This is a genomic window from Winogradskyella ouciana, assembly GCF_009709615.1.
Lineage (GTDB): Bacteria > Bacteroidota > Bacteroidia > Flavobacteriales > Flavobacteriaceae > Winogradskyella > Winogradskyella ouciana.
Window position 1 is genome coordinate 52115 of sequence record NZ_WJYA01000002.1, and the last position, 22985, is coordinate 75099.

The window sequence follows — 22985 nt, forward strand, 5'->3', positions numbered from 1 at the left end:
GATAACGACAATTATATACTTAAATTTATCTCATTATGTCTAAATATAAAAATGACAGGGCCTTCACTGACTATGTGCACAAGCATATGGCTACTAACATAATTTATAAACCATTGCAATGGACTGAAGTTCAGCTTAGAAAAGATTATGCCAAATATATAGATATGATGGACGGTATCGACTATGTGTTTAGATGCGGAAATGAAATTAAAACAATTCAAGAACGCTTTAGGGATAAAAAATATAAAGGGTTTTCTGATTTTACAATCCGATATAGAAGGGATGAAAATAAAATTGAAGACCGTCATGAGTCTGAGTACTATAAGATAAAAGCACATTATTTCACCTACGGCATCATAGATAGCACTAAAGCAGAAATTAATAAGTCAACAACTTTTCTTAAATATGCAATTATCGACTTAAAAAAAGTCTATCAGAAGCTGGACGCTAGAGACATTTTTATTTCAGATAATGGTAAAAACAAATGTAAAATAGTTGATGGTAACCGTATTGAATGCCCTGTAAAATATAACACAGATGGCTCGTCATCATTTTTTCCAATTGATATTTCTTATTTGGTTAAACTTTGGGGCGATGACATTATTATTTCTCAAAAGGGGTTTTTATAACAGTTAAAATTTAACTCTATTTTGTCAATAGAATATGTCATTTTTCAATAGCTTCGTATTGCTATGCCAAAAGAAAATCCACTCATTAAATTTACGAAAAAAGGCATCTATTGTCCGCAAGGAAAATTCTATTTAGATCCATGGTTTCCTGTGGATTATGCTATAATTTCCCATGGTCACGCAGACCATGCACGTTGGGGAATGAAACGCTATTTATGTCAGAATGATTCTAAAGCCATTCTTCAGCACCGAATAGGCGCAGATATTAAAATCGAAAGTTTAGGTTATGAAGACCCAATAACTATTAATGGCGTAAAAGTGAGTTTTCATCCTGCTGGTCATGTGATAGGTTCGGCACAAATTCGGTTGGAATATAAAGGCTATGTGGTCGTGTTTACTGGTGATTATAAAACGCAGCCTGACTTCATTTCAGCACCATACGAACCTGTAAAATGCCACACATTTATTACCGAAAGCACCTTCGGTTTACCGATATACAACTGGAAATCAGAGAAAGAATTACAAGATGACTTGCAAAACTGGGTCAGAACCAATCAAGCCAACAACAGAACCTCAGTATTTCTAGGATATTCCTTAGGAAAAGCACAACGTTTAATGTCCTTACTAGATGGCTGCGACGAAATTTACGTGCATCGCGCTATTAAAAACTTAAACGAAGCTATTGAAGGGTCAGGAATTTACTTACCAGAAACAAAATTGTGGTCAGCAGATTTAGACAAGAAAACACTTCAAAATAGAATCATCATCGCACCACCAGCATTATTGGGCTCTCGGATGTTGAAACGTGTTCCTAATGCGGCAACGGCAATATGTTCAGGTTGGATGCAAATTCGTGGTAATCGTCGTTGGCAAGCTGTTGATGCAGGATTTGCAGTTAGTGACCATGCAGACTGGAATGGTTTGATTTCAGCTGTTAAAGCTACAGAAGCCCAACAAGTTTATGTTACACACGGTTCTCAAGCCATATTTTCAAAATACCTAAATGAAATTGGAATAAAAGCTGATGAGCTAAAAACCGAATATGGCAATGAGCAAATGGCACAAGCCGAAAAGGAAACTGAAAAGGCTGAAACCGAATGAAGCAGTTTTCCAATCTCATATCAGCCATAGAAATCACCAATAAAACCAATGCAAAAATAGATGCATTGGTCAATTATTTTGAGACCGCACCAGACAAAGATAAATTGTGGCTAATCGCACTATTCACAGGAAAACGTCCACCACGACCTGTAAAAACAGCATTTATGAAACAATGGTGCATGGAAATTACAGAACTGCCAGAGTGGTTGTTTCTGGAAAGCTACAGCACAGTTGGTGATTTGGGCGAGACCATTGCGCTTTTATTGCCGCAACCAACACATCAACTCGATTTGACTTTGAACGAATGGATGAAAGAACTCAAAGCTTTAAAGCCAAAAAGTGACGAAGAAAAAAAGCGCTTCGTATTAGAAGCTTGGTCAGGATTACAACAACAGGAACGTCTTATTTTCAACAAGCTAATTGGTGGTAGTTTCAGGATCGGTGTTTCCAAAAAAACATTGGTAAATGCTATGGCAAAACTCACAGGGATTGATGCCAATCAACTGATGCACAGTATTATTGGAAATTGGGATATTGATTCCATTTCATTTGAAGAATTAATAAAAGGTACTCACATCAACTACGATAATTCTAAACCTTATCCATTCTGTTTAGCTTATGCTTTAGAAAAGGAATTACCAGAATTAGGTGAACCTAACGATTGGATTGTTGAGCAAAAATGGGACGGTATACGAGGACAAATCGTAAAACGAAATAACGAAATTTTCATTTGGTCTCGTGGTGAGGAATTAGTGACTCAGCAATTTCCTGAATTGGTCGAAGTGATTTCTAATTTTAGCGATGATTTTGTAATCGATGGTGAAATATTGGCCATGAAAGATAATGCAGTACTGCTATTCAACGATTTGCAAAAACGCTTGAATCGTAAAAATGTCACCAAAAAACTTTTGGAAGAAGTTCCTATTGGTTTTTATGCTTACGATATTATGGAATTTAATGGCGATGATATCAGGGAGACACCTTTTGCCAAAAGACGAAAAATATTGGAAACAATTTTTAATTCGATAGCATTGCCTGCACAACTTAAATTATCGTTTATTGTTGATTTCGAAAAATGGGATGAACTTCACGCGATTAGAGAAAATTCAAGAGCTATAAACAGTGAAGGTTTAATGCTAAAACAGAAAGCCTCTCCATACCACACAGGCCGAAAAAAAGGGGATTGGTGGAAATGGAAGGTTGACCCATTGACCATTGATGCCGTAATGATTTATGCACAAAAGGGTAGTGGTCGCCGTAGTTCAAAATATACGGATTACACGTTTGCCGTAAAAAAAGATGATGCTTTAGTGACGGTTGCAAAAGCGTATTCAGGTTTAACCGATAAAGAAATTACAGAAATTTCACGTTGGGTCAATAAAAATGCCATTGAAAAATTTGGACCAGTGCGTACTGTTAAACCAGAATTGGTGTTTGAAATCGCATTTGAAGGTATTGCGCTCAGCAATCGTCATAAATCTGGTGTAGCTTTGAGATTTCCAAGAATTTCACGTTGGCGAAAAGATAAACCCGTGGAAGAAATTGACACTATTGAAAATGTGAAACAACTCATTACAGCACCTTGAGCAAATTCAACGAGAGCATAGGATTACAGATTATCCACAAATGGATGGCGGAGAAAGCCCAAGCGCCTTTTCCATTTCAAACGCAAACTTGGCAGCGTTATGCCAATGGCTACAGCGGAATGGTAGTGGCACCAACGGGTTTTGGGAAAACATTTTCAGTTTTTTTAGCTGTAGTTATCGATTACTTAAATCATCCAGATAAATATCAAAAAGGATTGAAACTACTATGGATAAGCCCTTTGCGTTCGTTGGCAAAAGACTTGGCAAAAGCGATCACGGAAGCCGTTGATGAGATTGGTTTGGATTGGTCAGTTCAGGTGCGAAATGGTGACACACCAACGAATATTCGAAGAAAACAGGAACGCTTAATGCCAGACGTACTGCTCACCACACCCGAAACCATGCATTTGCTGTTCTCACAAAAGAAGAATTCGAGATGGTTTAAAAATGTAAATTGCGTGGCTATTGATGAGTGGCACGAACTTTTAGGAAACAAACGAGGTGTGCTTACTGAGTTGGCATTGTCACAACTACGAAGCTATTCAACGAAAGTTCAAATTTGGGGAATTACAGCGACGATAGGTAATCTTGAGGAAGCGAAAAGTGTACTTCTCCCTTACCCTAATCTAAAAGTCACTCAAATAAAAGCCAAGCAGAATAAGAAAATTGATATTGTTTCGGTCTTACCAGACGAGATTGAAGTGCTACCTTGGGCAGGGCATCTCGGTGCCAAAATGGTGGATAAGATTTTACCAATTATTGCAAACAACACTACAACCTTAATATTCACAAATACCCGCGGCCAATCAGAATTGTGGTATCAATTGCTGCTTAATGCCAATCCGGAATTGGCTGGATTACTCGCCATTCATCATGGATCAATCGATAAAAAATTACGAAATTGGATTGAAGATAGCATTTCCAGCGGTTATTTAAAAGCTGTAGTCTGTACGTCTTCTCTCGATTTGGGTGTGGACTTTAAGCCAGTAGATTGTGTTATTCAAATTGGTTCAGCTAAAGGAATAGCGCGTTTTATGCAACGTGCTGGTCGCAGTGGTCATTCGCCATATGAGCGTTCCAAGATTTATTTTATTCCGACCCATTCGTTAGAATTGGTGGAAGTTTCAGCATTAAAGGAAGCCGTAAAACAAAATCAAATCGAAACCCGCGATCCAATGGTAATGACGTTTGATGTGTTGATTCAGTTTATGGTAACCAACGCTGTGGGTATGGGATTTGATTCTGAAAAGCTATTTATTCGAATAAAAGAAACGCATGCATTTAGTTACATCACTAAAGATGAATGGCAATGGTGCTTACAGTTTATCACTAAAGGCGGAAAAACTTTAAGTTCTTATGAGGAATTTCATAAAGTAATTAAAGATGAAGATGGTCTTTACAGAGTAAAAAGCCGACGCATTAGCATGCTACATCGAATGAATATTGGTGCTATTGTGAGTGAAGTGATGTTAATGGTCAAATTCTTTTCTGGTGGTTATATTGGTATGATTGAAGAGTTCTTTATTTCGAAACTAAAGCCTGGTGATAATTTTATTTTGGCAGGCCGAGTTCTGGAATTAGCACAAATTAAAGATATGACTGTTTTGGTACGTCGCAGTAAAGCCAAAAAAGCCGTGACGCCAAGTTGGTTGGGTGGTCGCTTGCCGTTGACGTCTCACTTGAGCCATTTTATGCGGTTAAAATTATCTGACGCGCTTGAACCTGGACGATTAGAAAAAGAATTACGTTTTTTAAATCCTTTGATTTCCAGACAGGATGCTCATTCACACATACCAAAAAGTGATGAATTTTTAGTCGAAATGATTGAAACAAGAGACGGTCATCATTTGTTTATGTATCCGTTTGAAGGCAGATTGATTCACGAGGTGTTTTCAGCATTGATGGCATACAGGATCAGTAAATTAAAGCCACTAACCTTTACAATTGCGATGAATGATTATGGTTTTGAATTATTGAGTGACCAATCGATTCCTGTTAATGAAGACAATATCTCAAAATTACTAAGCAAGGAAAATCTAATGGATGATGTGATTGCGAGTATTAACGCGTCAGAAATGGCATCTCGAAAATTTAGGGATATAGCAGTAATAGCTGGTTTGGTAGTGCAATCGCAACCAGGTGCTCGAAAGAACAATAAAAGTTTACAATCTTCTTCTGGACTGATTTTTAGGGTTTTGGAAGATTATGAACCTGAAAATTTGTTATTAAAACAAGCCTATACGGAAGTGTTCAACCAACAATTAGAAGAAGTACGTTTACAAGCTGCTTTTGAACGTATTTCAAAAAGCAAAATCATTTTGAAACATGCCAAATCTTTTACACCTTTGAGCTTCCCGCTTAAAGTTGATAGTCTTCGAGGAACTATGAGCAACGAGAGTTTGGATAAACGAATTCAGCGTATTAAAGCACAAGCATTTAAGATTGATTAATTGAATATCATTACCGAAAATATTTCCGTAAAAAACGAAACGTTGACACTCACCAATCAACGCGCCATCTTTTGGAAACGTGAAAACGCGCTAATTCTATCCGATGTACATATCGGCAAAACCGCACACTTCAGAAAACATGGTATACCCATGCCTGATGGTGTGCTTCAGAACGATTTAGAACGTTTGAAACAACTGATTCTTTATTTTAACGCTCAAAAACTGTTGATTGTTGGTGATTTATTCCATGCAGAAGCCAATGTCGACATAGACACTTTTCAATTATGGCTGAACCAGTTTGAAGATGTACAAATTGTTTTAATCAAAGGAAACCACGATCGACTTTCAAAAAGCATAGTTTCAAAGTTTGATTTTGAGATTGAAAAAGAATTGGAAATTACACCTTTCACCTTTGTGCATGAGCATTTAAAAAAGCATTCAGAACAATTTACAATTTCAGGTCATACCCATCCTGGTGTAAGGATAAAAGGTAGGGGCAAGCAATTCTTAAAATTACCTTGCTTCCAAGTGAATGAACATCAAATTATATTACCTGCTTTTAGCTTATTAACTGGGTTAAACACGCGCTCTCAGCTAAAGGACTCGGTTTGTTATGCTTTTACAGATACCTCGATTTTTAAATTTTAGAGCAGATTAGAATTATTTTTTCATCTTCTAAATTAGTAGTAAAAAACAAAAAAATAGTTCCACCATCCTTTACTTTAAATTTTTTACGAATGTTAGAAACAGATAGTGGAAAATTCCGAGTCGTGATATTTGCTTTTTGAATTTTTAATTTAGAAAAAGCCTTTTTATTAAAAGGAACAACATTTTCAATATTGAAACGTCTTCCGGGAAAATCAATTAATGTTTTAGAAGTATATAAATGCGAATGTTTATGAAGTTTTTTAACTCCCAAGTCATAGCTAACCGATTTAAAGGCTCCAGCTTTTAAAATAGCTGAATTTGGCTCGTACAAATAATTAGAAGGTCGGGTGTATTCAACTTTTGCAGTAGATTCTTCATCATAATAGAAGTCAAAAGTTTGTTGATTTTCTTTTTGAATATTGACGGTTTTGATTAAAACGGATCCAGAATAGTTGCGTTCTAAAATCCACAATAATTCTTTCACTTCGTTATTAACTGCAACGACGTGAATTTCCTTGACGTTACTTATTTCTAAAAGTGTGGCAGAAATATCCAATAAAGGTGATGTTTTTATCATCACGTTTTCTGCATATTTTAAAAATAACCCCTGATACGTTTTAACGTTTGGCGTACAATCCGTTATTAAAAACACCTTGTTTTTGGAATCGTCCCGTCGAGAAGGATCGATGTAAATCCAATCGAACTGCTGGTCCAATTTTTTTAAGGTTTCAATTCCATTTTCATTTATACATTCAACATTTGAAACTTGTAATTGATCAAAATTGTGTGCTACTATTTTAGATAATCCACTTTTGATTTCACAATGGATAACATTTTCAACTTGTTTTGAAAAATAAAACGCATCAACCCCAAAGCCGCCTGTGAGGTCTATTAAATTTTTTCCAGAAACCAAATCAGCTTTGTATTGTGCTGTGATTTCAGAGGATGTTTGCTCAGTGTTCAGTTTGTTGGGATAATAAATGTTTTCAGTTTTAAACCAGGTTGGTAACTTTTTTTCTGAACGTTTTTTCGCTTCAATCTGTTCTATAATCAGTTTGGCATCAATACCTTCAAAAGGTAAACCTTTCAACAATAAACTGGAAACATCTGAATTGATATGTGAATTTATAAATTCCTGTACTTCAATATTTAAAATAGCCTTGTTCAAACTATAGCTATAATCCTTTGGTAAGTTTATTCACTACTTTGTATTCTGATAAAAATTCTTTTAAAATAACCTTAATAGCTGTATAAGCTGGTATGGCAACTATCATACCAACGACACCGAATAAAATTCCGGCAATAATAATTATAAGGAAAATTTCTAACGGATGCGATTTTACACTTTTAGAGAATATAAACGGTTGGCTGAAAAAATTATCAATCAGCTGTGCCGCGATAAAGCCTATCATTACATAAGTAGTTTTAGGTAAAATCACCAAGCTAAAACTTTCACCTAGGTTACTAGACATACTTAATAAAAGCATTAAAAAACCACTAACCAAAGGGCCAACATATGGCACTAGGTTTATTAAAGCGCATAAAAACGCTATAACAACTGCATTGTCAATACCAAAAATCAATAGCACAATGGTATAGATTACAAATAGAATAAAAATCTGAAGAATAAGACCCACAAAATAACGTGACAATAGGTCTTTAATTTTTGTGAATGAGCGCTTAGATCGCATTTCGTTGCCCTTAGGAACGAAGGTCATAATACCGTCTTCAAATAACCTACTGTCTTTTAAAAAGAAGAAGGAAATGAACAGAACAGAAAACAGGCCAATACTAAAGCTTCCCAATCCGCTAATTAGACCATTGAAGAAATTTGGAATCAATGAAAAATCTAGCTTAGACAGTAAGTTAGAGTCCTTAATAGATTGTTCTACGTCAATATTATTGAACTCAAAATAGGTTACGATTTGCTGATAAAGGTTTTCAACATTGCTCTCTAGTTGTTGAAGGTTTAATAACGATAATTTTTGTCCTTGATCCGCAATTAGAGGAATAAACATACCAATGAGCCCAATCAACAACCCAATAAAAAAGACCATGGTAACTACAACGGCAATGGTATTGTTAAACTTCAATTTCCGTCTTAAAAACAAGACAATAGGTCTTCCGATGAGCGAAATCACAGCTGCAATAGCTATATAAACTATAACAACTTGAATTTTATAAAGAAAAAATAAAATCAGGGTAATGGCCAGCAATATACCTAAAGCTCTTAAAATACCATTTGCGATGATTTTTGAATTCATTAGTTTTAATTTACTCAAAGATGCTGAAATAAATTCAGCAAGACAAATTTAAAGATTGAGTTGCTTTGTTAATTCGTAAAGCGCAATGCTTGTGGCTTGTACTACATTCATACTACTATTGTTCCCGTACATATTGATATGTAAAATAGCGTCACATAGCTTTATTACATGTTCTGAAATCCCAAAATTTTCATCGCCTAATACTAATACAATAGATTGGTTTGTTTCTAATGTAAACTGACTGAGTTCAGTACTGCTTTCAGTGATTTCTAAAGCGATTATAAAATGGTTTGTTGCTTTAAAGTTTTTAATAACCTCATTAATGTTCGCTTCAACGCTATAATTCACATATTTTTCTGTAGAGCGTGATGTTTTGGTCATGCGCTTTCCTAAAGGAATATTATCTCCACAAAATATAATTTGCTCAATACCAAAAGCATCGGCTGTACGGAATAGACTCCCAATATTTGGTGCGTTGGTAATGTTGTCACATACCAAAGTAATGGGATGTTTTACTTTTTTAAAGTTGGAAGTGTAATGGGTGAGTTGCATTTTAAGTAGTCAGTGTTGAAGTCTAGCTTCTAGTTTTCCTCTCTAAAGTCTCAAGTCAGTTTTCAAAAGCATACTTCACAATATTAGCTCCCATTTTCAGCGCTTTTTCGCGTACGTCATCAGGGTCGTTATGCACTTCTTGGTCTTCCCAACCGTCACCCAAATCGCTTTCAAAAGTAAATAAGAGCACAAGTCTCCCTTCATGAAAAATCCCGAAAGCCTTTGGTGCTTTGCCATCGTGCTCATGGATTTTTGGTAAACCATTTGGGAAATCAAAGGCAGTACTAAAAATAGCATGATCCTTTGGTATTTCTCTCAGTTCATTATTAGGAAAAACTTTTTTGAGCTCTTTTGTGATGTAAGGTTCCATGCCGTAGTTGTCATCGATATGAAGAAAACCACCTGAGATGAGATAGTTTCTTAGGTTTTCGGCATCATCATCGTCAAAAAACACATTGCCATGACCTGTCATATGCAAGAGCGGAAATTGATAAATATCAGTACTACCAACTTCTACTGTTTGTATGTTTTCATTGATATTGGTGTCAATATTATCATTGCAATATTTTACCAAATTTGGTAGTGCTGTTGGGTTGCTATACCAATCGCCACCACCTTTGTATTTTAGTACTGCAACATCTTGGGAAAAAAGTTGGGAAGTAAAAAGTATTACAAATAAAGCGATTAAGTTTCTCATAAATTATCCATTTACAAAAGCTATGGAATGGCAAGCTGTAATTGCGGCTGTTTCAGTCCGTAAGCGCGTGTCACCCAAAGTTACTGGAATATAATTAGCTGCCAAAGCCATTTCAATTTCCTTAACACTAAAATCTCCTTCTGGCCCAATTAAAACAATACAGTCCTCATTTGTTTTCAACTCTGATTTCAAAGATTTTTTATCAGTTTCCTCGCAATGTGCAATAAACTTTTGACCTGAAAATTCTTGATTTACAAAATCCTGAAATGACATTGGAGCATTGAGCTTTGGCAAATAACATTGAAGAGATTGCTTCATAGCGGATTGAATGATTCTTTCAAAACGCTCTAGTTTTACAACCTTACGTTCACTATTATCACAGATAATCGGTGTAATTTCCTCAATGCCAATTTCTGTGGCTTTTTCTAAAAACCATTCGTAACGGTCGTTCATTTTGGTTGGTGCTACGGCCAGATGCAAGTGAAAATTCCGTTTAGGTTGTAAACTTTTTGAAGTAATATCCACAGAACAATGCTTTGCGTCTGCTGAAATTAACTCAGCTTCAAATAGCCAGCCTTTTCCATTAGTAATGTGCAATTGGTCTCCAACTTTTTTACGAAGTACTTTTACAATATGTCGGCTTTCGTCCTTATCGAAACTAAATACACTATCGTTTTCAGATATATTTGGGTTGTAGAATAATTGCATTAATCGGTAGCTTCGGTATATTTTAAAACTGTAATCTCTTCTATAGGTTTGGCATCGTAAGTTTTAAGTACAATATAATACCATTTGCCTTCTTCAATGTCTAAGGTAAAGATATCATTAGTATTATGATTTTTTATGGCTTCTTCAAATTCTGGGTGCATTTTCCCTTCAGGAAACCAGCCTAAATCACCACCACGATTGGCACTTATGTCCATGGAGTGTAGTTTTGCCAAAGCGTCAAATCTATAGCCTTGTTTGTATTGTGCCATAATTTTTGCTCTCTTTTTATTGATGTCCTCCAGGCTCATTTTATTACCGTCAAAATAGATATAGCTGGCTCTGTAGTGTAGCACGTTTTCTTTGTCAATAATTTTATAATAGGTGGTTTTATCCTCGCTTTTAACAACTTTTTTGGCACCTTTTGAGAGTTTAAAAAGGTCGTCTGCCAATCGTGTTTTGTGCTTTTCTTTATTGAAGGTATAGAGTTTGCTCTTATTGGCTTTTTTATGGGTTTTGGCAAATGTTTTTGCTTCTTCAGTAGTGCTTATGGAATCTAATTCTTGTTCTAATGAATCTTGTGAAAAACTTAAGACTGGAATAAAAAACAGTAATGCTAAAAGTTGCTTCATGTTATATAGAGATTGATTGTACCACAAAACAAATAAATTTTAAAGTGAAATTGAGCTATAGTGATTTAGCTTATCAACAGATGTTTTAACAATTTAACCTAATCTGTTTTTTGAAAGTACTTCACCAAACTAATAACAATATTTAAAATTAATATTAGCTGAGAAACAGATACTGTTACTATAATAGTAACTAATACCTTAGTATTTTTTATTGGATTGTCAAAAAGTGGAAATCGAGAATTCGCACCTGATGGACTGACAAAATCATAAAAACTTAAAAATATTGTAAATAATAAAACGCCAGCTATTGTTATCGTAGTGTGAATTTTAGAAAGACCATCTATCAACTTTATATTTCCTTTAAAAAGAGACCAATAAATTAAGGCTAATATTAAAACTGATAAAAACATAAATACAAAAATATCCGAATATAGAATGACAGAATATGTACCAACGATATTAAAAACAAAAGTCAATTTTAGAAGCTTAGATATTAAGTAGGCTAAAGCCATTAGCAATGCTAAAAAGAAATAATATTTATGAGTTTTTAGTTTTAGCATTATATCTTCAACCGAGCCGTAGCCATTACATCAAAATCAGCAAAATTCTTTTCCAGATACTTTAAGTAGCCGACAATAGCAATCATAGCAGCATTGTCTGTGGTATATTCAAATTTTGGAATGTATGTAGTCCAACCATGTTTTTTTTCGGCGTCTTTTAAGGCTTTTCTTATTCCTGAATTTGCCGAAACACCACCACCTATGGCAATGTGCTTTATGCCAGTTTGCTTTACGGCAAGCTTTAATTTATCCATTAAAATACCAATGATGGTGTATTGTATGGATGCGCAAATATCATTCAGGTTTTCTTCAACAAAATTAGGATTGGCTTTCGTTTCGCGCTGTACAAAATAGAGGATGGCAGTTTTTAATCCTGAGAAGCTAAAATTTAAGCCATCAACTTTTGGTTTGGTAAACTTATAGGATTTTGGGTTTCCGAGTTGTGCTCTTCTGTCAATTTCTGGACCAGCAGGATAACCTAAGCCTAAAACTTTTCCGCTTTTATCATAGGCTTCTCCAACCGCATCATCAATAGTTTCTCCCAAGACTTCCATTTCAAAATGGCTGGTCACTTTCACTATTTGTGTGTGGCCACCAGAAATGGTCATAGCCAAAAAAGGAAAAGGTGGTTTATTGTGATTATCCTCAGCAATAAAATGTGCTAAAATATGCGCTTGCATGTGGTTAACGTCTATCAATGGAATATCCAAACCATAAGCCAAGGATTTTGCAAAGGAAGTACCCACAAGAAGTGAGCCCATTAAACCAGGTCCACGAGTAAAGGCAATAGCACTTAATTGGTCTTTGGAAATACCGGCCTTTTCTAGCGCTTGATGCACAACTGGGACAATGTTCTGTTGATGTGCTCTCGATGCTAATTCTGGCACCACACCACCATATTCTGCATGTATTTTTTGGTCTGCAACAACATTGCTTAAAATTCTGTCGTTACATAGTACAGCAGCCGATGTATCATCGCAAGAAGATTCAATACCAAGGATATAAATATTTTCTTTTTCCATAGTCGATATTAGGCACAATAATTGTTAATTTTACCAGATAAGGTAAAACATTGTACAATACGGCATTTTGTGGTGTACAAATGTAGTGAAGATTTCATCAATTCATAAGCGTAAATTCTATCAAAAGAGTACTCAAAATAATAGGAAAAATAGTGGGCATATTTTTGTTGCTGTTTCTTATTATTTTTCTAATTCTGGGAATTCCTGCCGTACAGACCAAACTGGGTCAATATGTAACGGATAGGCTCAACGAGGATTATAAAACAGATATCAATGTTGGTCGCGTTGGACTTCAACTTAATGGAGATGTAGAATTAAAGGAAATTCTTATAAGAGATTATAAAAGGGATACGCTCTTTAGCATTGGTGAGCTCAACACATCGATTATCAGTTTCAGGAACCTTTATAACAGCAAATTGAATTTTGGAGATATAGACATTCAAAATTTGATATTTAACCTAAGAACTTACGAAGGTGCAACGGATACAAACCTGGATGTTTTCGTGGCAAAGTTTGATGATGACAATCCACGAAAGGAAAAAAGTGAATTTTTGTTTTCATCGAGTGATGTTTCTATAGAAAATGGTGTATTTCGGCTTATTGATGATAATAGAGAAATTCCTAAAATATTAGAGTTTACAGAACTCAATGCCAATACAACTAATTTTTTGATTGATGGGCCAAATGTTAGCTCACGTATCAATACCTTCAATTTTAACCATAGCCAAGGCGTTAGGGTAGAAAATCTTACAGCAGATTTTGAATATACTCTAAGCCATATGAACTTTGGTAATCTCGATATTAAAACGAAAGGATCACAATTAAAAGGGGATTTAAGGTTTGGTTATAAACGAGAGGATTTAAAGGATTTTACAAATAAGGTAAATGTTGATGCGAGTTTTAGGGATTCAAAAATCAATTTAACAGAATTAAATGCATTTTTTGATGAGTTTGGGGTTAATCAAAGTGCAAGTTTCAATGCTGATTTAACAGGCACTTTAAACAATCTAACAGCCAATAATCTTAATACCAGCACAACACGTAATACAAGAATTATAGGTGACGTCACTTTTAAAAATCTTTTTAGTAATAATGAAGAAGGTTTTACTATTGAGGGCGAGTTTCAAAATTTAGCCTCTAACTACAATGATTTAGTTGCTTTGCTTCCAAATATATTAGGGAGATCCATGCCTACTTTTCTTTCAAAGGTTGGAAATTTTAAAATCGTGGGAAAATCTTATGTTACTGCAAAGCAAATTGATGCAGATATTACCATAGATACCGATTTGGGTTTTATCGATTCCAATCTTAAACTTACAGAGATTAATGATATTGATAATGCTGTATATGTAGGTAATGTTGTATTTGATGAATTTGATATAGGTGCATTAATTGATGATCCGTCATTGAAAAAGGCTTCGTTAGATTTAGATGTAGACGGTAAAGGTTTTACAGTAGACAACCTAAGAACTGATGTAAAAGGCGATATTTTTAGTTTAGAATATAATGATTATGTATATCAAAATATAGTTGTGTCTGGTGATTTAGGTAATAAAGTGTTTAATGGAGAGTTAAAAGCAGATGATGCCAACCTACAACTAGAGTTTAATGGTTTAGCGGATTTCTCCCAAGAGCAAAAAAAATTCGACTTTAACGCTAATGTAGGTTACGCCAATTTAAAAACGCTGAATTTTGTCACTAGAGACAGTATATCAGAATTCAAAGGACTTGTAAATATGACCGCAACAGGCTCTACATTTGACAATGCCAGTGGAGCCATTAACATAACAAACACAACGTATAAAAATCAGGATAACACATATAACTTTCAGGATTTTGACATTGTATCTTCCTTTAATGGTAATGAACGTACCATTGCAATTAACTCTCCAGACATTATTAATGGAAATATAAAGGGGCAGTTTAAAACCAACGATATTTTGGATTTGGTTGAAAACTCCATAGGTAGTATATATACCAATTACATTCCCAATGAAGTTGAAGGTGGTCAGTATATAGACTTTAAATTTAATATATATTCTAAAATTGCCGCAGTCTTTTTTAAGGATCTAATATTAGGTAAAAACACGTTTATAGAGGGTAGGGTAGAAACAGACGAAAGAGGCTTTGAACTAACTTTCAATTCTCCCGAGATTAAATTTAAAGATTATTTTGCCAATAATATTAATGTATCAGTAGATAATAGCAATCCACTTTACAATACTTTTATTGAAGTAGATAGTCTTGGAGCTGGAGTATATAATGCTTCAGATTTCACACTTATAAATGTTACTAAAAGAGACACCTTACTCGTTAAGACCGAATTTAAGGGTGGTAAGAACAATCAGGATGAATTTAATCTCAATCTATTTTATACCATTGATGAAGCCAACAAATCTATAGTTGGTTTTAGAAAATCTGATGTAAAGTTTAAAGGTTATGATTGGTTTGTTAATTCAGAAAAAAATAGTTTTAATAAAATACGTTTTGATAGGCAGTTTAAATCCTTTGATATTTTTCCAATAACCATAAATCAGGGTAATGAGGAGATAGAGCTTTCGGGTATTATTAATGATAAAGCCAATAAAAATATAAGAGTAGATTTTAAGGATGTACAATTGGTTAAGATTACGCCTCGTATAGATAGTCTTTCATTGAGAGGTATAGTAAATGGTAAACTAGATATTGTTCAGAATAATGGAGTGTATCTTCCTAAGTCAGATGTAGAGATAAGCAGTCTTTTTGTAAATGATTACGATTTAGGAAATTTAACAGCAAGTATAGAGGGCAATAACTCAATTACAGATTATAATGTAGATGTGTCTCTTGTCAATGATAACTTAACATCGCTATTGGCAAAAGGAACAATCGATGTCGCAGAACGCAACCCGAAAATAAACTTAGATGTCACTTTTGAAGAGTTTTTACTAGATCCACTGAATCCGCTCGGAGAAGGTGTTATAAGTAATATAAGAGGTCTTGTTTCTGGAAATGCAAAAGTCACAGGCAGCTTAAGACAACCAAGTATAGATGGAGAACTATTGCTTGATAGAGCTGGTCTTTCCATTCCGTATCTTAATGTAGATTACGGATTTGATTTCGATTCTAAAGTTTCACTTCGTAATCAGCAGTTTATTTTTAATAATGTTGCAATGACCGATTCTGAGTACTTTTCTAAAGGTACGCTCAACGGCTATATTGAACACAATAATTTTTCTGATTGGAAATTAGGTTTAAGCCTAGAAACGGATAGACTTCTGGTGTTAAACACAGAAGAGTCTGAAGATGAGCTCTATTACGGAACAGCTTTTGTTTCTGGGAATGCAGCCATAAAAGGGCCAACAGATCAATTGGTTATTGATGTCGACGGAAGCACAGCACCTGGCACTGTGTTTAATATTCCCTTAAATGATTCTGAAAGTTTTGGTGATAACTCATTTATTCATTTTTTAAGTCCAGAAGAAAAGAAAGCTAGAATTAACGGCGAAATTACCGAAGCTATAGAGGTTAAAGGACTAGAGCTTAATTTTGATTTAAATGTAAATCAGAATGCAACAATAGAAATAGTAATTGATAAGGAGTCTGGTAGCACTATAAGGGGTAAAGGCGAAGGTAACCTGGTGTTCTTAATCAACACTAACGGTACCTTCAATATGTGGGGAGATTTCTCAGTATTTGAAGGGGTTTATAATTTTAGATATCGTGGTTTAGTAGAAAAAAGATTTGATGTAGAACAAGGCGGAAACATTGTTTGGGAAGGTGACCCAATGAAAGCTCAAATAGATATTAAAGCTGTTTACCAAGGCTCAGCAAACCCATCGGTATTATTAGACAATCCAATAAATCAAAGCATTCCTGTTGAGGTTGAAATTCATCTTACGGGTCAATTGGAACAACCAGATCCACAATTCGATTTTAGGTTTCCAACCGTAACCTCTACGGTAAAATCTGAGTTAGATTACAGGTTAGCTTCTAAGGATGAGCGCGATAACCAAGCATTAATATTCTTGGCAACAGGAAGTTTTGCAAGCGGTGTAAATGATGTCAATTTCTCTGGTACAATAGCAGAAAGGTTAAGTGGGATAGTAAATAATTTATTAGGTGGCAATAATGATAATTTAAATCTTAGTTTAGATTTAGAGCTTGGACAAGATACGCCAGAGTTACAAACTGATAGTAGAGTTGGATTTGTATTACAGACTAGAATATCCGATAAAATTTTAGTTAATGGGAAAGTAGGTGTTCCATTTGGGAGTGCACAACAAACTACTATTACAGGGGATGTGCAAATAGATTGGTTGCTCAATGAAGATGGAACATTTAGAGCTAAAGTATTCAATCGTGAAAATAATATTCGGAATTTTGGTGAAGAAATAGGTTATACCCAAGGTGTCGGATTATCGTATAATGTAGAATTCGATACTTTTAAAGAGTTGATAGATATTATATTTTCCGGAAAGAACAAAAAGGATAAAAAGGCAAAAAAAGAAGAAGAAAAAAAGAACAAGGAAGAGGATTCTATGATGCCAGAATATATGTCCATGAAGAAAAAAGAAGACAAAAACTAAGTCCTAAACTACACTTTCCTGCTTTTTATTAAAATACTTATTAACGAAAACGTTTGAATTAGTTTTCGCTCTGTTTTTTTATCATAATAGCCGCTTTTTTGTTTGCATTGTTTCTTAATTTTACTTTCAAAAGAAATACGTTAATGTCAAATTCAATTAAAAAAATAGGAGTAATGACATCTGGAGGTGATTCTCCAGGAATGAATGCAGCCATTAGATCTGTGGTAAGGGCATGTGCTTATCATAAAATTGAATGCTATGGAATCTATAGAGGTTATGAAGGAATGATTGATGGAGATTTTGTGCAAATGGATGCGCGTAGCGTTAAAGGGATTATTAATAAAGGAGGCACTATCTTAAAGTCTGCAAGATCACAAACATTCAGAACAAAAGAAGGAAGAGCCAAAGCACACGAGGAATTAATTAAAGCAGGTATTGATTCCCTTGTAGTTATTGGTGGAGATGGAAGTTTTACAGGTGCCATGATATTTAATCAAGAATTTGGTTTTCCGGTAATGGGTATTCCTGGAACCATAGATAATGACATTTTCGGTACAACACATACTTTGGGGTATGACACTGCGCTGAACACAGTTGTAGATGCCATAGATAAGATACGAGATACAGCAAGTTCACATAATCGATTATTTTTTGTTGAAGTTATGGGTAGAGATGTTGGTCATATTGCTCTAAATGTAGGTATTGCAGGCGGTGCTGAAGAGATTTTAATTCCAGAAGAAGACTTAGGTTTAGATAGATTAGTTGAATCTTTACGAAGAAGTAAAAAATCCGGAAAATCATCAAGTATAGTTGTTGTAGCTGAAGGTGATAAAATAGGAAAAAGTGTATTTGAGCTAAAGGATTACGTCGATCAGAATATGGAAGGTTACGATGTAAGGGTATCAGTTCTTGGTCACATGCAACGAGGTGGAGCTCCATCGTGTTTCGATAGGGTTTTAGCAAGTAGAATGGGAGTAAGGGCTGTTGAAAGTTTAATAGCAGGAAAAAGCAACTTTATGGTTGGTCTTAAAAATGATATTATTGATTTAACGCCATTTGACCAAGCCGTAAAAGGAAAATCTAAAATAAATATGGAGCTTCTTAGAGTTTCAGATATAATGTCAATTTAATATAAACGAAAAATTAATTAATAGTAAGATATATGTCAAATTTAAAATTAGGAATCAACGGTTTTGGTAGAATAGGTAGAATTGTATTTAGAGCTACTGTAAACCGTGATGATGTGGATGTTGTTGCAATAAATGACTTATTGGACGTGGAGCATTTAGCATATTTATTAAAGTATGATTCCGTACATGGAAGGTTCGATGGAGAAGTTGAAGTAAAAGACGGAAATTTGGTAGTTGATGGTAAATCAATTCGTGTCACCGCAGAGCGCGATCCTAAAAATTTAAAATGGGATGAAGCTGGTGCTGATATCGTAGCTGAGTGTACAGGTATTTTTACAACTTTAGAAACTGCTCAATACCATATAGATGGTGGTGCAAAAAAAGTTGTTATTTCTGCACCTAGTAAGGATGCACCAATGTTTGTTATGGGTGTGAATGACAATGAACTTAACGCAAGTCATACCATTGTATCAAATGCATCTTGTACTACAAACTGTCTAGCGCCTTTAGCTAAAGTTATAGAAGATAATTTTGGTATAGAAGAAGCGTTAATGACCACAATACATGCTACTACATCTACTCAATATACTGTAGATTCACCTTCTAAAAAGAATTATAGGTTAGGACGTAGCGCTCTTAATAATATTATCCCAACTTCTACAGGTGCTGCAAAAGCAGTGGGCAAAGTAATTCCTGAGTTAGATGGTAAATTAACAGGTATGGCGTTTAGAGTGCCTACAGCAGACGTTTCTGTTGTGGATTTAACTGTTAAGACCAAAAAAGAAACATCATTAAAAGAGATTAAAGCTGCTGTCAAAAAAGCGGCTGAGGGTTCTATGAATGGTGTTGTAGGTTATACTGAGGATGCTGTTGTTTCTCAAGATTTTGTAAGTGAGGTAAGAACGAGTGTTTTTGATGCTGACTCTGCGATAGAGCTTAACTCTACGTTCTTTAAGCTTGTAGCTTGGTACGATAATGAGTTTGGTTATTCAAATAAGTTAGTCGATTTAGCTCAGAAAATCAATAGTTTATAAAATGAATTTGAAGTTCTGTAGAAGTTTGAACATCTCTCTTTCTACAGAATTTTGATATAAGAAAGCATATGATTTTAATTACTGACGGTGGATCTACTAAGTGCGATTGGATTGCTATAGATAAGAAAGGAAAACAAGCAGCCGATAAAATAAGGACTAAGGGATTAAACCCTGCCATTATTGAAGAAAAAAAGCTCAGAAAAACCATTAGGAAGAATAAAGAGCTCATGGCTCTAGTTTCTGAAGTGACGCACATCTTTTTTTATGGTGCAGGTTGCGGAACCGAAAAACCTCGTCTATTACTAAAGTCTGTTTTAGAAGATTATTTTCCTCAATCTTTAGTTGAGGTTAGGGAAGATACATACGCTGCCGTTAGAGCTTGTATTAATACTAAGGACGAAGCCGCAGTGGTGTGTATTATGGGTACTGGTTCTAATTGTAGTTACTTTGATGGAAAGCAACTGCACCAACGTGTAGATAGTTTGGGTTATACTCTTATGGATGATGCCAGTGGTAATTATTTTGGCAAACAACTCATAAGAGATTACTATTTTAACAAAATGCCAGAAGTAATTAAGTTGGCTTTTGAACACAAGCATAACTTAGATGCAGACTTTATTAAGTACAACCTGTATAAACAAGCCAACCCAAGTGCTTATTTGGCGGACCATGCAGAGTTTATGTTTTTGAACAAAGATTCTGATTATGTTGTCAATCTAATAAAAAAAGGTGTTCGTCTTTTTACCGAAAATATGATACTTCAATTTAAAGAAGAATTAAAGAAGGGAGTTCCTGTTCATTTTGCGGGTTCTATAGCTTTTTTCTCTAAAAATGAAATTGAAGAAGTTGCAAAAGAGTACGGTTTTAAAGTCGGGAATTTCGTTAGAAGACCTATTGAAGGACTCGTAGATTATCATGTAAAGAATTTATAGTATTTAATAAGCTGTTAATAAATCTTAGTAGTGCTATTGTAAAACTTATTATTTGGTTATATCTTTGTGCAGCAATAAAAAATGAAACGCAATTATGTTCGAATTTGATCAATATTTAGGATTTTTAGCATTTTTAACCATATTAACAATTGGGTTTTGGTTAATGATTTTCCTTTTAACCTTTGTTATCCCTTACTGGGTATTTGGTTCGGCTATAGAGCGTTTTAAGGAAATTAGAGAAGAGAAGAAAGCAAAGCGTGAAAGTCTTTCACACTAAACATAACTACATATAAATTTAAGAGCGCAATTAGCGCTCTTTTTTTATGCCCAAAAATTAGGTAATTTAGTGAGCTAAATATCAACTTATGAAATTCCTATTCGTCTTCATTTTACTTTTTTCAATAAATCTCGATGCCCAACAAATATTACCAGAGCGTCAACGCGCTGAAGTAGTAGATGATATTTTGAAGGATAGATTTGATAATCTATTGCCAAAATTGATGGATGACACGGGTTTTGATATGTGGATTTTAATTTCTAGAGAATACAATGAAGATCCAGTTCTTAAGACCATGTTGCCTGCAACATGGCTTAACGCAAGACGAAGAACAATTTTAGTGTTTTACAGAGACAAAGAGAACAATACAATTGAGAAATTAGCTGTGGCGCGTTATAATTTTGGTGAGAATGTTATTTCTGCTTGGGACAAAGAAAAGGAACCGAACCAATGGAAACGATTGATTGAAATCATTGAAAAACGGAATCCTAAATCAATTGGATTAAACTATTCCGACCATTTTAACATTGCTGATGGTTTGGTAAAAACAGATTATGAAGCGTTTATGGCTCATTTGCCAAAACAATTTAAATCCAAAGTAAAATCAGCAGAGCAACTCGCTATCGGATGGATTGAAACCCGAACTGAAACCGAAATGGTGATTTACAACCAGTTGGTAGATATTACCCATAATATTATTGCAGAAGCATTTTCAGAAAAAGTCATTACACCCGGAATTACGACTACAACAGATGTGGAGTGGTGGATGCGCGATAAGGTAACTGCTTTGGGCTTAGAAACATGGTTTCACCCAACAGTAGATGTACAGCGCACAGCAGAAGAATTAGGGAACCATCTCTATGCATTTTCAAACCGACCAGAAGATATGGTTATTCTTCCTGGTGATTTATTGCATTGCGATTTTGGAATCACCTATTTAAGATTGAATACTGACTGCCAAGAATTAGCTTATGTCTTAAAACCCAATGAAACTGAACCTCCAAAATTTTTGATTGATGCGTTAAAAGAGGGAAATAGGGTACAAGATATATTTACCTCAAATTTTGAAACAGGAAAAACAGGTAACGCAGTTTTAAAAGAATCCTTAGATGAAGCAAAAGCTGAAGGTTTGCGACCTGCAATTTACACACATCCTTTAGGAACCTACGGTCATTCATCTGGTACCACTTTAGGTATGTGGGATTCGCAAGGAGGTATTCCTGTTAATGGAGATTATCCGTTGCATGAAAATACAGTATATGCCATAGAGCTAAATACAACAGTTACAATACCAGAATGGAAACGAGATATCAGAATTATGCTAGAAGAAGCAGGATTCTGGGGAAAAGATGGTTTTAGATATGTTAATGGTAGACAGACTAAATTATTAACTGTTCCTAGAGTTAAAGAACACTTAGGTGATTAAAATTAATCTGGATGAATAAAGCGACCAGCTGGCAATCCTTTTCTTAAATTCTCTTTACATTGTCTATGTTGGGCTTCAAATGTCTTTAGACTAGTTCGTTTACAAATGCCGTAAGAATAATGGTATCTTAAAATCTCTAAATCTATGGCTGTTAAGTGTTTACTGTCAGAATAACAATTTGCTACATAATTATCACAATCTAAATCGTCTTGTAGATAGAACCAACCTAGAGTTCCAAAAAATAATTCTCTAATCTTTTGAGTTGTTAATTTTTCTGAAAACATACGACTTTTTACAATTCTTAAATAACCACGTTCAATTTGATTTTTTCCATTCCATGAGATCCAATAATCAGATTTTTTTTTATTCTTTATCTCATTAAGATATTCGTAATCGGTATCATAGTAAATGACATAGTTAGAATCTTCTATTTTTTTAACCTTAGTGATTTTAAGACTATCTACTTCCTCATCTATTTTATGAGCAAACTCCATAACATCACGTATAACCGATTTAGACATATTTTCTGAGAAATAGATTCTAATATCATCTTTCCAATATTTCATTGGTTTTGTATTGGAAGAGTCTTTATGTATAGGCTGAAATGCAATCTTCTTATACAATTCTAAAAAAGTAGAATCTTTATATTCATAAGGTACAGAGGGACTTTTAGACTCTATATAATTTTCAACACGTATCAATGTATCACCGTCTCTGACAATAAAGCCTAAGGAATCCTTAGATTGATATTTCATGTTAAAGTGTTTTTTGG

20 protein-coding genes are annotated in these 22985 nt (G+C 34.6%); 11 read left to right on the plus strand and 9 right to left on the minus strand.

Annotated features, from left to right (window positions below):
* Positions 1 to 35: 35 nt before the first annotated feature.
* From F1003_RS01040 to pdeM, 5 genes are all read left to right on the plus strand, one after another.
* Complete coding sequence (locus tag F1003_RS01040) at positions 36 to 629, plus strand: hypothetical protein (RefSeq protein WP_155087345.1); 594 nt, start codon at positions 36 to 38, stop codon at positions 627 to 629.
* 63 nt (positions 630 to 692) lie between these two features.
* Positions 693 to 1730: a ligase-associated DNA damage response exonuclease gene (locus F1003_RS01045; RefSeq protein ID WP_155087346.1), complete on the plus strand. Its 1038-nt coding sequence runs from the start codon at positions 693 to 695 to the stop codon at positions 1728 to 1730.
* Positions 1727 to 3316, plus strand: coding sequence for an ATP-dependent DNA ligase (locus tag F1003_RS01050; protein WP_155087347.1), 1590 nt, complete (start codon positions 1727 to 1729; stop codon positions 3314 to 3316). The genes F1003_RS01045 and F1003_RS01050 overlap by 4 nt, the downstream gene beginning before the upstream one ends.
* On the plus strand, positions 3313 to 5766 hold the full coding sequence (locus F1003_RS01055; RefSeq protein WP_235898259.1) for a ligase-associated DNA damage response DEXH box helicase: 2454 nt from the start codon (positions 3313 to 3315) through the stop codon (positions 5764 to 5766). The genes F1003_RS01050 and F1003_RS01055 overlap by 4 nt, the downstream gene beginning before the upstream one ends.
* On the plus strand, positions 5767 to 6414 hold the full coding sequence (pdeM, locus tag F1003_RS01060; RefSeq protein WP_155087348.1) for a ligase-associated DNA damage response endonuclease PdeM: 648 nt from the start codon (positions 5767 to 5769) through the stop codon (positions 6412 to 6414).
* On the opposite strand, the gene F1003_RS01065 is transcribed toward pdeM, so the two are convergent.
* From F1003_RS01065 to tsaD, 8 genes are all read right to left on the minus strand, one after another.
* A complete protein-coding gene (locus tag F1003_RS01065; protein ID WP_155087349.1) occupies positions 6404 to 7582 on the minus strand; it encodes a THUMP-like domain-containing protein in 1179 nt (392 codons plus the stop codon). The genes pdeM and F1003_RS01065 overlap by 11 nt on opposite strands.
* Before the next feature lie 7 nt (positions 7583 to 7589).
* Positions 7590 to 8678, minus strand: a complete 1089-nt coding sequence (locus F1003_RS01070; RefSeq protein ID WP_155087350.1) for an AI-2E family transporter — start codon at positions 8676 to 8678, stop codon at positions 7590 to 7592.
* Positions 8679 to 8726: 48 nt separating this feature from the next.
* On the minus strand, positions 8727 to 9230 hold the full coding sequence (locus F1003_RS01075; protein ID WP_155087351.1) for a TrmH family RNA methyltransferase: 504 nt from the start codon (positions 9228 to 9230) through the stop codon (positions 8727 to 8729).
* A 55-nt stretch (positions 9231 to 9285) separates the two neighbouring features.
* Positions 9286 to 9927 carry a DUF4159 domain-containing protein gene (locus F1003_RS01080; protein WP_155087352.1) on the minus strand — a complete coding sequence of 214 codons (642 nt, stop codon included), beginning with the start codon at positions 9925 to 9927 and terminating at the stop codon, positions 9286 to 9288.
* Between the two features lie 3 nt (positions 9928 to 9930).
* Positions 9931 to 10635 (minus strand): 16S rRNA (uracil(1498)-N(3))-methyltransferase, encoded by a 705-nt coding sequence (locus F1003_RS01085; RefSeq protein ID WP_155087353.1) that lies wholly within the window; start codon positions 10633 to 10635, stop codon positions 9931 to 9933.
* A complete protein-coding gene (locus tag F1003_RS01090) occupies positions 10635 to 11264 on the minus strand; it encodes a peptidylprolyl isomerase (protein ID WP_155087354.1) in 630 nt (209 codons plus the stop codon). Before F1003_RS01090 ends, F1003_RS01085 begins: the two co-directional genes overlap by 1 nt.
* A gap of 98 nt (positions 11265 to 11362) precedes the next feature.
* The gene (locus F1003_RS01095) at positions 11363 to 11824 is read right to left on the minus strand and encodes a hypothetical protein (protein ID WP_155087355.1); all 462 of its coding nucleotides are present in this window, start codon (positions 11822 to 11824) and stop codon (positions 11363 to 11365) included.
* Positions 11824 to 12846: a tRNA (adenosine(37)-N6)-threonylcarbamoyltransferase complex transferase subunit TsaD gene (gene tsaD, locus F1003_RS01100; protein WP_155087356.1), complete on the minus strand. Its 1023-nt coding sequence runs from the start codon at positions 12844 to 12846 to the stop codon at positions 11824 to 11826. Before tsaD ends, F1003_RS01095 begins: the two co-directional genes overlap by 1 nt.
* A gap of 152 nt (positions 12847 to 12998) precedes the next feature.
* On the opposite strand from tsaD, the gene F1003_RS01105 reads away from it, so the two are divergent.
* From F1003_RS01105 to F1003_RS01130, 6 genes are all read left to right on the plus strand, one after another.
* Positions 12999 to 17414, plus strand: a complete 4416-nt coding sequence (locus F1003_RS01105; protein ID WP_368732346.1) for a translocation/assembly module TamB domain-containing protein — start codon at positions 12999 to 13001, stop codon at positions 17412 to 17414.
* 143 nt (positions 17415 to 17557) lie between these two features.
* Positions 17558 to 18544, plus strand: a complete 987-nt coding sequence (gene pfkA / locus F1003_RS01110) for a 6-phosphofructokinase (RefSeq protein WP_155087357.1) — start codon at positions 17558 to 17560, stop codon at positions 18542 to 18544.
* Between the two features lie 32 nt (positions 18545 to 18576).
* Entirely contained in the window at positions 18577 to 19578 is a 1002-nt protein-coding gene (gene gap / locus F1003_RS01115) for a type I glyceraldehyde-3-phosphate dehydrogenase (RefSeq protein WP_155087358.1), read from the plus strand.
* Positions 19579 to 19646: 68 nt separating this feature from the next.
* Complete coding sequence (locus tag F1003_RS01120; protein WP_155087359.1) at positions 19647 to 20510, plus strand: N-acetylglucosamine kinase; 864 nt, start codon at positions 19647 to 19649, stop codon at positions 20508 to 20510.
* 94 nt (positions 20511 to 20604) lie between these two features.
* Positions 20605 to 20787, plus strand: a complete 183-nt coding sequence (locus F1003_RS01125) for a hypothetical protein (RefSeq protein ID WP_155087360.1) — start codon at positions 20605 to 20607, stop codon at positions 20785 to 20787.
* Positions 20788 to 20875: 88 nt separating this feature from the next.
* Complete coding sequence (locus F1003_RS01130) at positions 20876 to 22213, plus strand: M24 family metallopeptidase (RefSeq protein ID WP_155087361.1); 1338 nt, start codon at positions 20876 to 20878, stop codon at positions 22211 to 22213.
* Between the two features lie 2 nt (positions 22214 to 22215).
* On the opposite strand, the gene F1003_RS01135 is transcribed toward F1003_RS01130, so the two are convergent.
* Positions 22216 to 22968: a hypothetical protein gene (locus F1003_RS01135; RefSeq protein WP_155087362.1), complete on the minus strand. Its 753-nt coding sequence runs from the start codon at positions 22966 to 22968 to the stop codon at positions 22216 to 22218.
* Positions 22969 to 22985: the final 17 nt, after the last annotated feature.

Excerpts from the sequence above, each read along its gene's own strand:
- F1003_RS01040 (WP_155087345.1), top strand. The coding sequence starts at position 36 with ATGTCTAAATATAAAAATGACAGGGCCTTCACTGACTATGTGCACAAG.
- F1003_RS01045 (WP_155087346.1), top strand. The coding sequence starts at position 693 with ATGCCAAAAGAAAATCCACTCATTAAATTTACGAAAAAAGGCATCTAT.
- F1003_RS01050 (WP_155087347.1), top strand. The coding sequence starts at position 1,727 with ATGAAGCAGTTTTCCAATCTCATATCAGCCATAGAAATCACCAATAAA.
- F1003_RS01070 (WP_155087350.1), bottom strand. The coding sequence starts at position 8,678 with ATGAATTCAAAAATCATCGCAAATGGTATTTTAAGAGCTTTAGGTATA.
- F1003_RS01075 (WP_155087351.1), bottom strand. The coding sequence starts at position 9,230 with ATGCAACTCACCCATTACACTTCCAACTTTAAAAAAGTAAAACATCCC.
- F1003_RS01080 (WP_155087352.1), bottom strand. The coding sequence starts at position 9,927 with ATGAGAAACTTAATCGCTTTATTTGTAATACTTTTTACTTCCCAACTT.
- F1003_RS01085 (WP_155087353.1), bottom strand. The coding sequence starts at position 10,635 with ATGCAATTATTCTACAACCCAAATATATCTGAAAACGATAGTGTATTT.
- F1003_RS01090 (WP_155087354.1), bottom strand. The coding sequence starts at position 11,264 with ATGAAGCAACTTTTAGCATTACTGTTTTTTATTCCAGTCTTAAGTTTT.
- F1003_RS01095 (WP_155087355.1), bottom strand. The coding sequence starts at position 11,824 with ATGCTAAAACTAAAAACTCATAAATATTATTTCTTTTTAGCATTGCTA.
- tsaD (WP_155087356.1), bottom strand. The coding sequence starts at position 12,846 with ATGGAAAAAGAAAATATTTATATCCTTGGTATTGAATCTTCTTGCGAT.
- pfkA (WP_155087357.1), top strand. The coding sequence starts at position 17,558 with ATGTCAAATTCAATTAAAAAAATAGGAGTAATGACATCTGGAGGTGAT.
- gap (WP_155087358.1), top strand. The coding sequence starts at position 18,577 with ATGTCAAATTTAAAATTAGGAATCAACGGTTTTGGTAGAATAGGTAGA.
- F1003_RS01120 (WP_155087359.1), top strand. The coding sequence starts at position 19,647 with ATGATTTTAATTACTGACGGTGGATCTACTAAGTGCGATTGGATTGCT.
- F1003_RS01125 (WP_155087360.1), top strand. The coding sequence starts at position 20,605 with ATGTTCGAATTTGATCAATATTTAGGATTTTTAGCATTTTTAACCATA.
- F1003_RS01130 (WP_155087361.1), top strand. The coding sequence starts at position 20,876 with ATGAAATTCCTATTCGTCTTCATTTTACTTTTTTCAATAAATCTCGAT.
- F1003_RS01135 (WP_155087362.1), bottom strand. The coding sequence starts at position 22,968 with ATGAAATATCAATCTAAGGATTCCTTAGGCTTTATTGTCAGAGACGGT.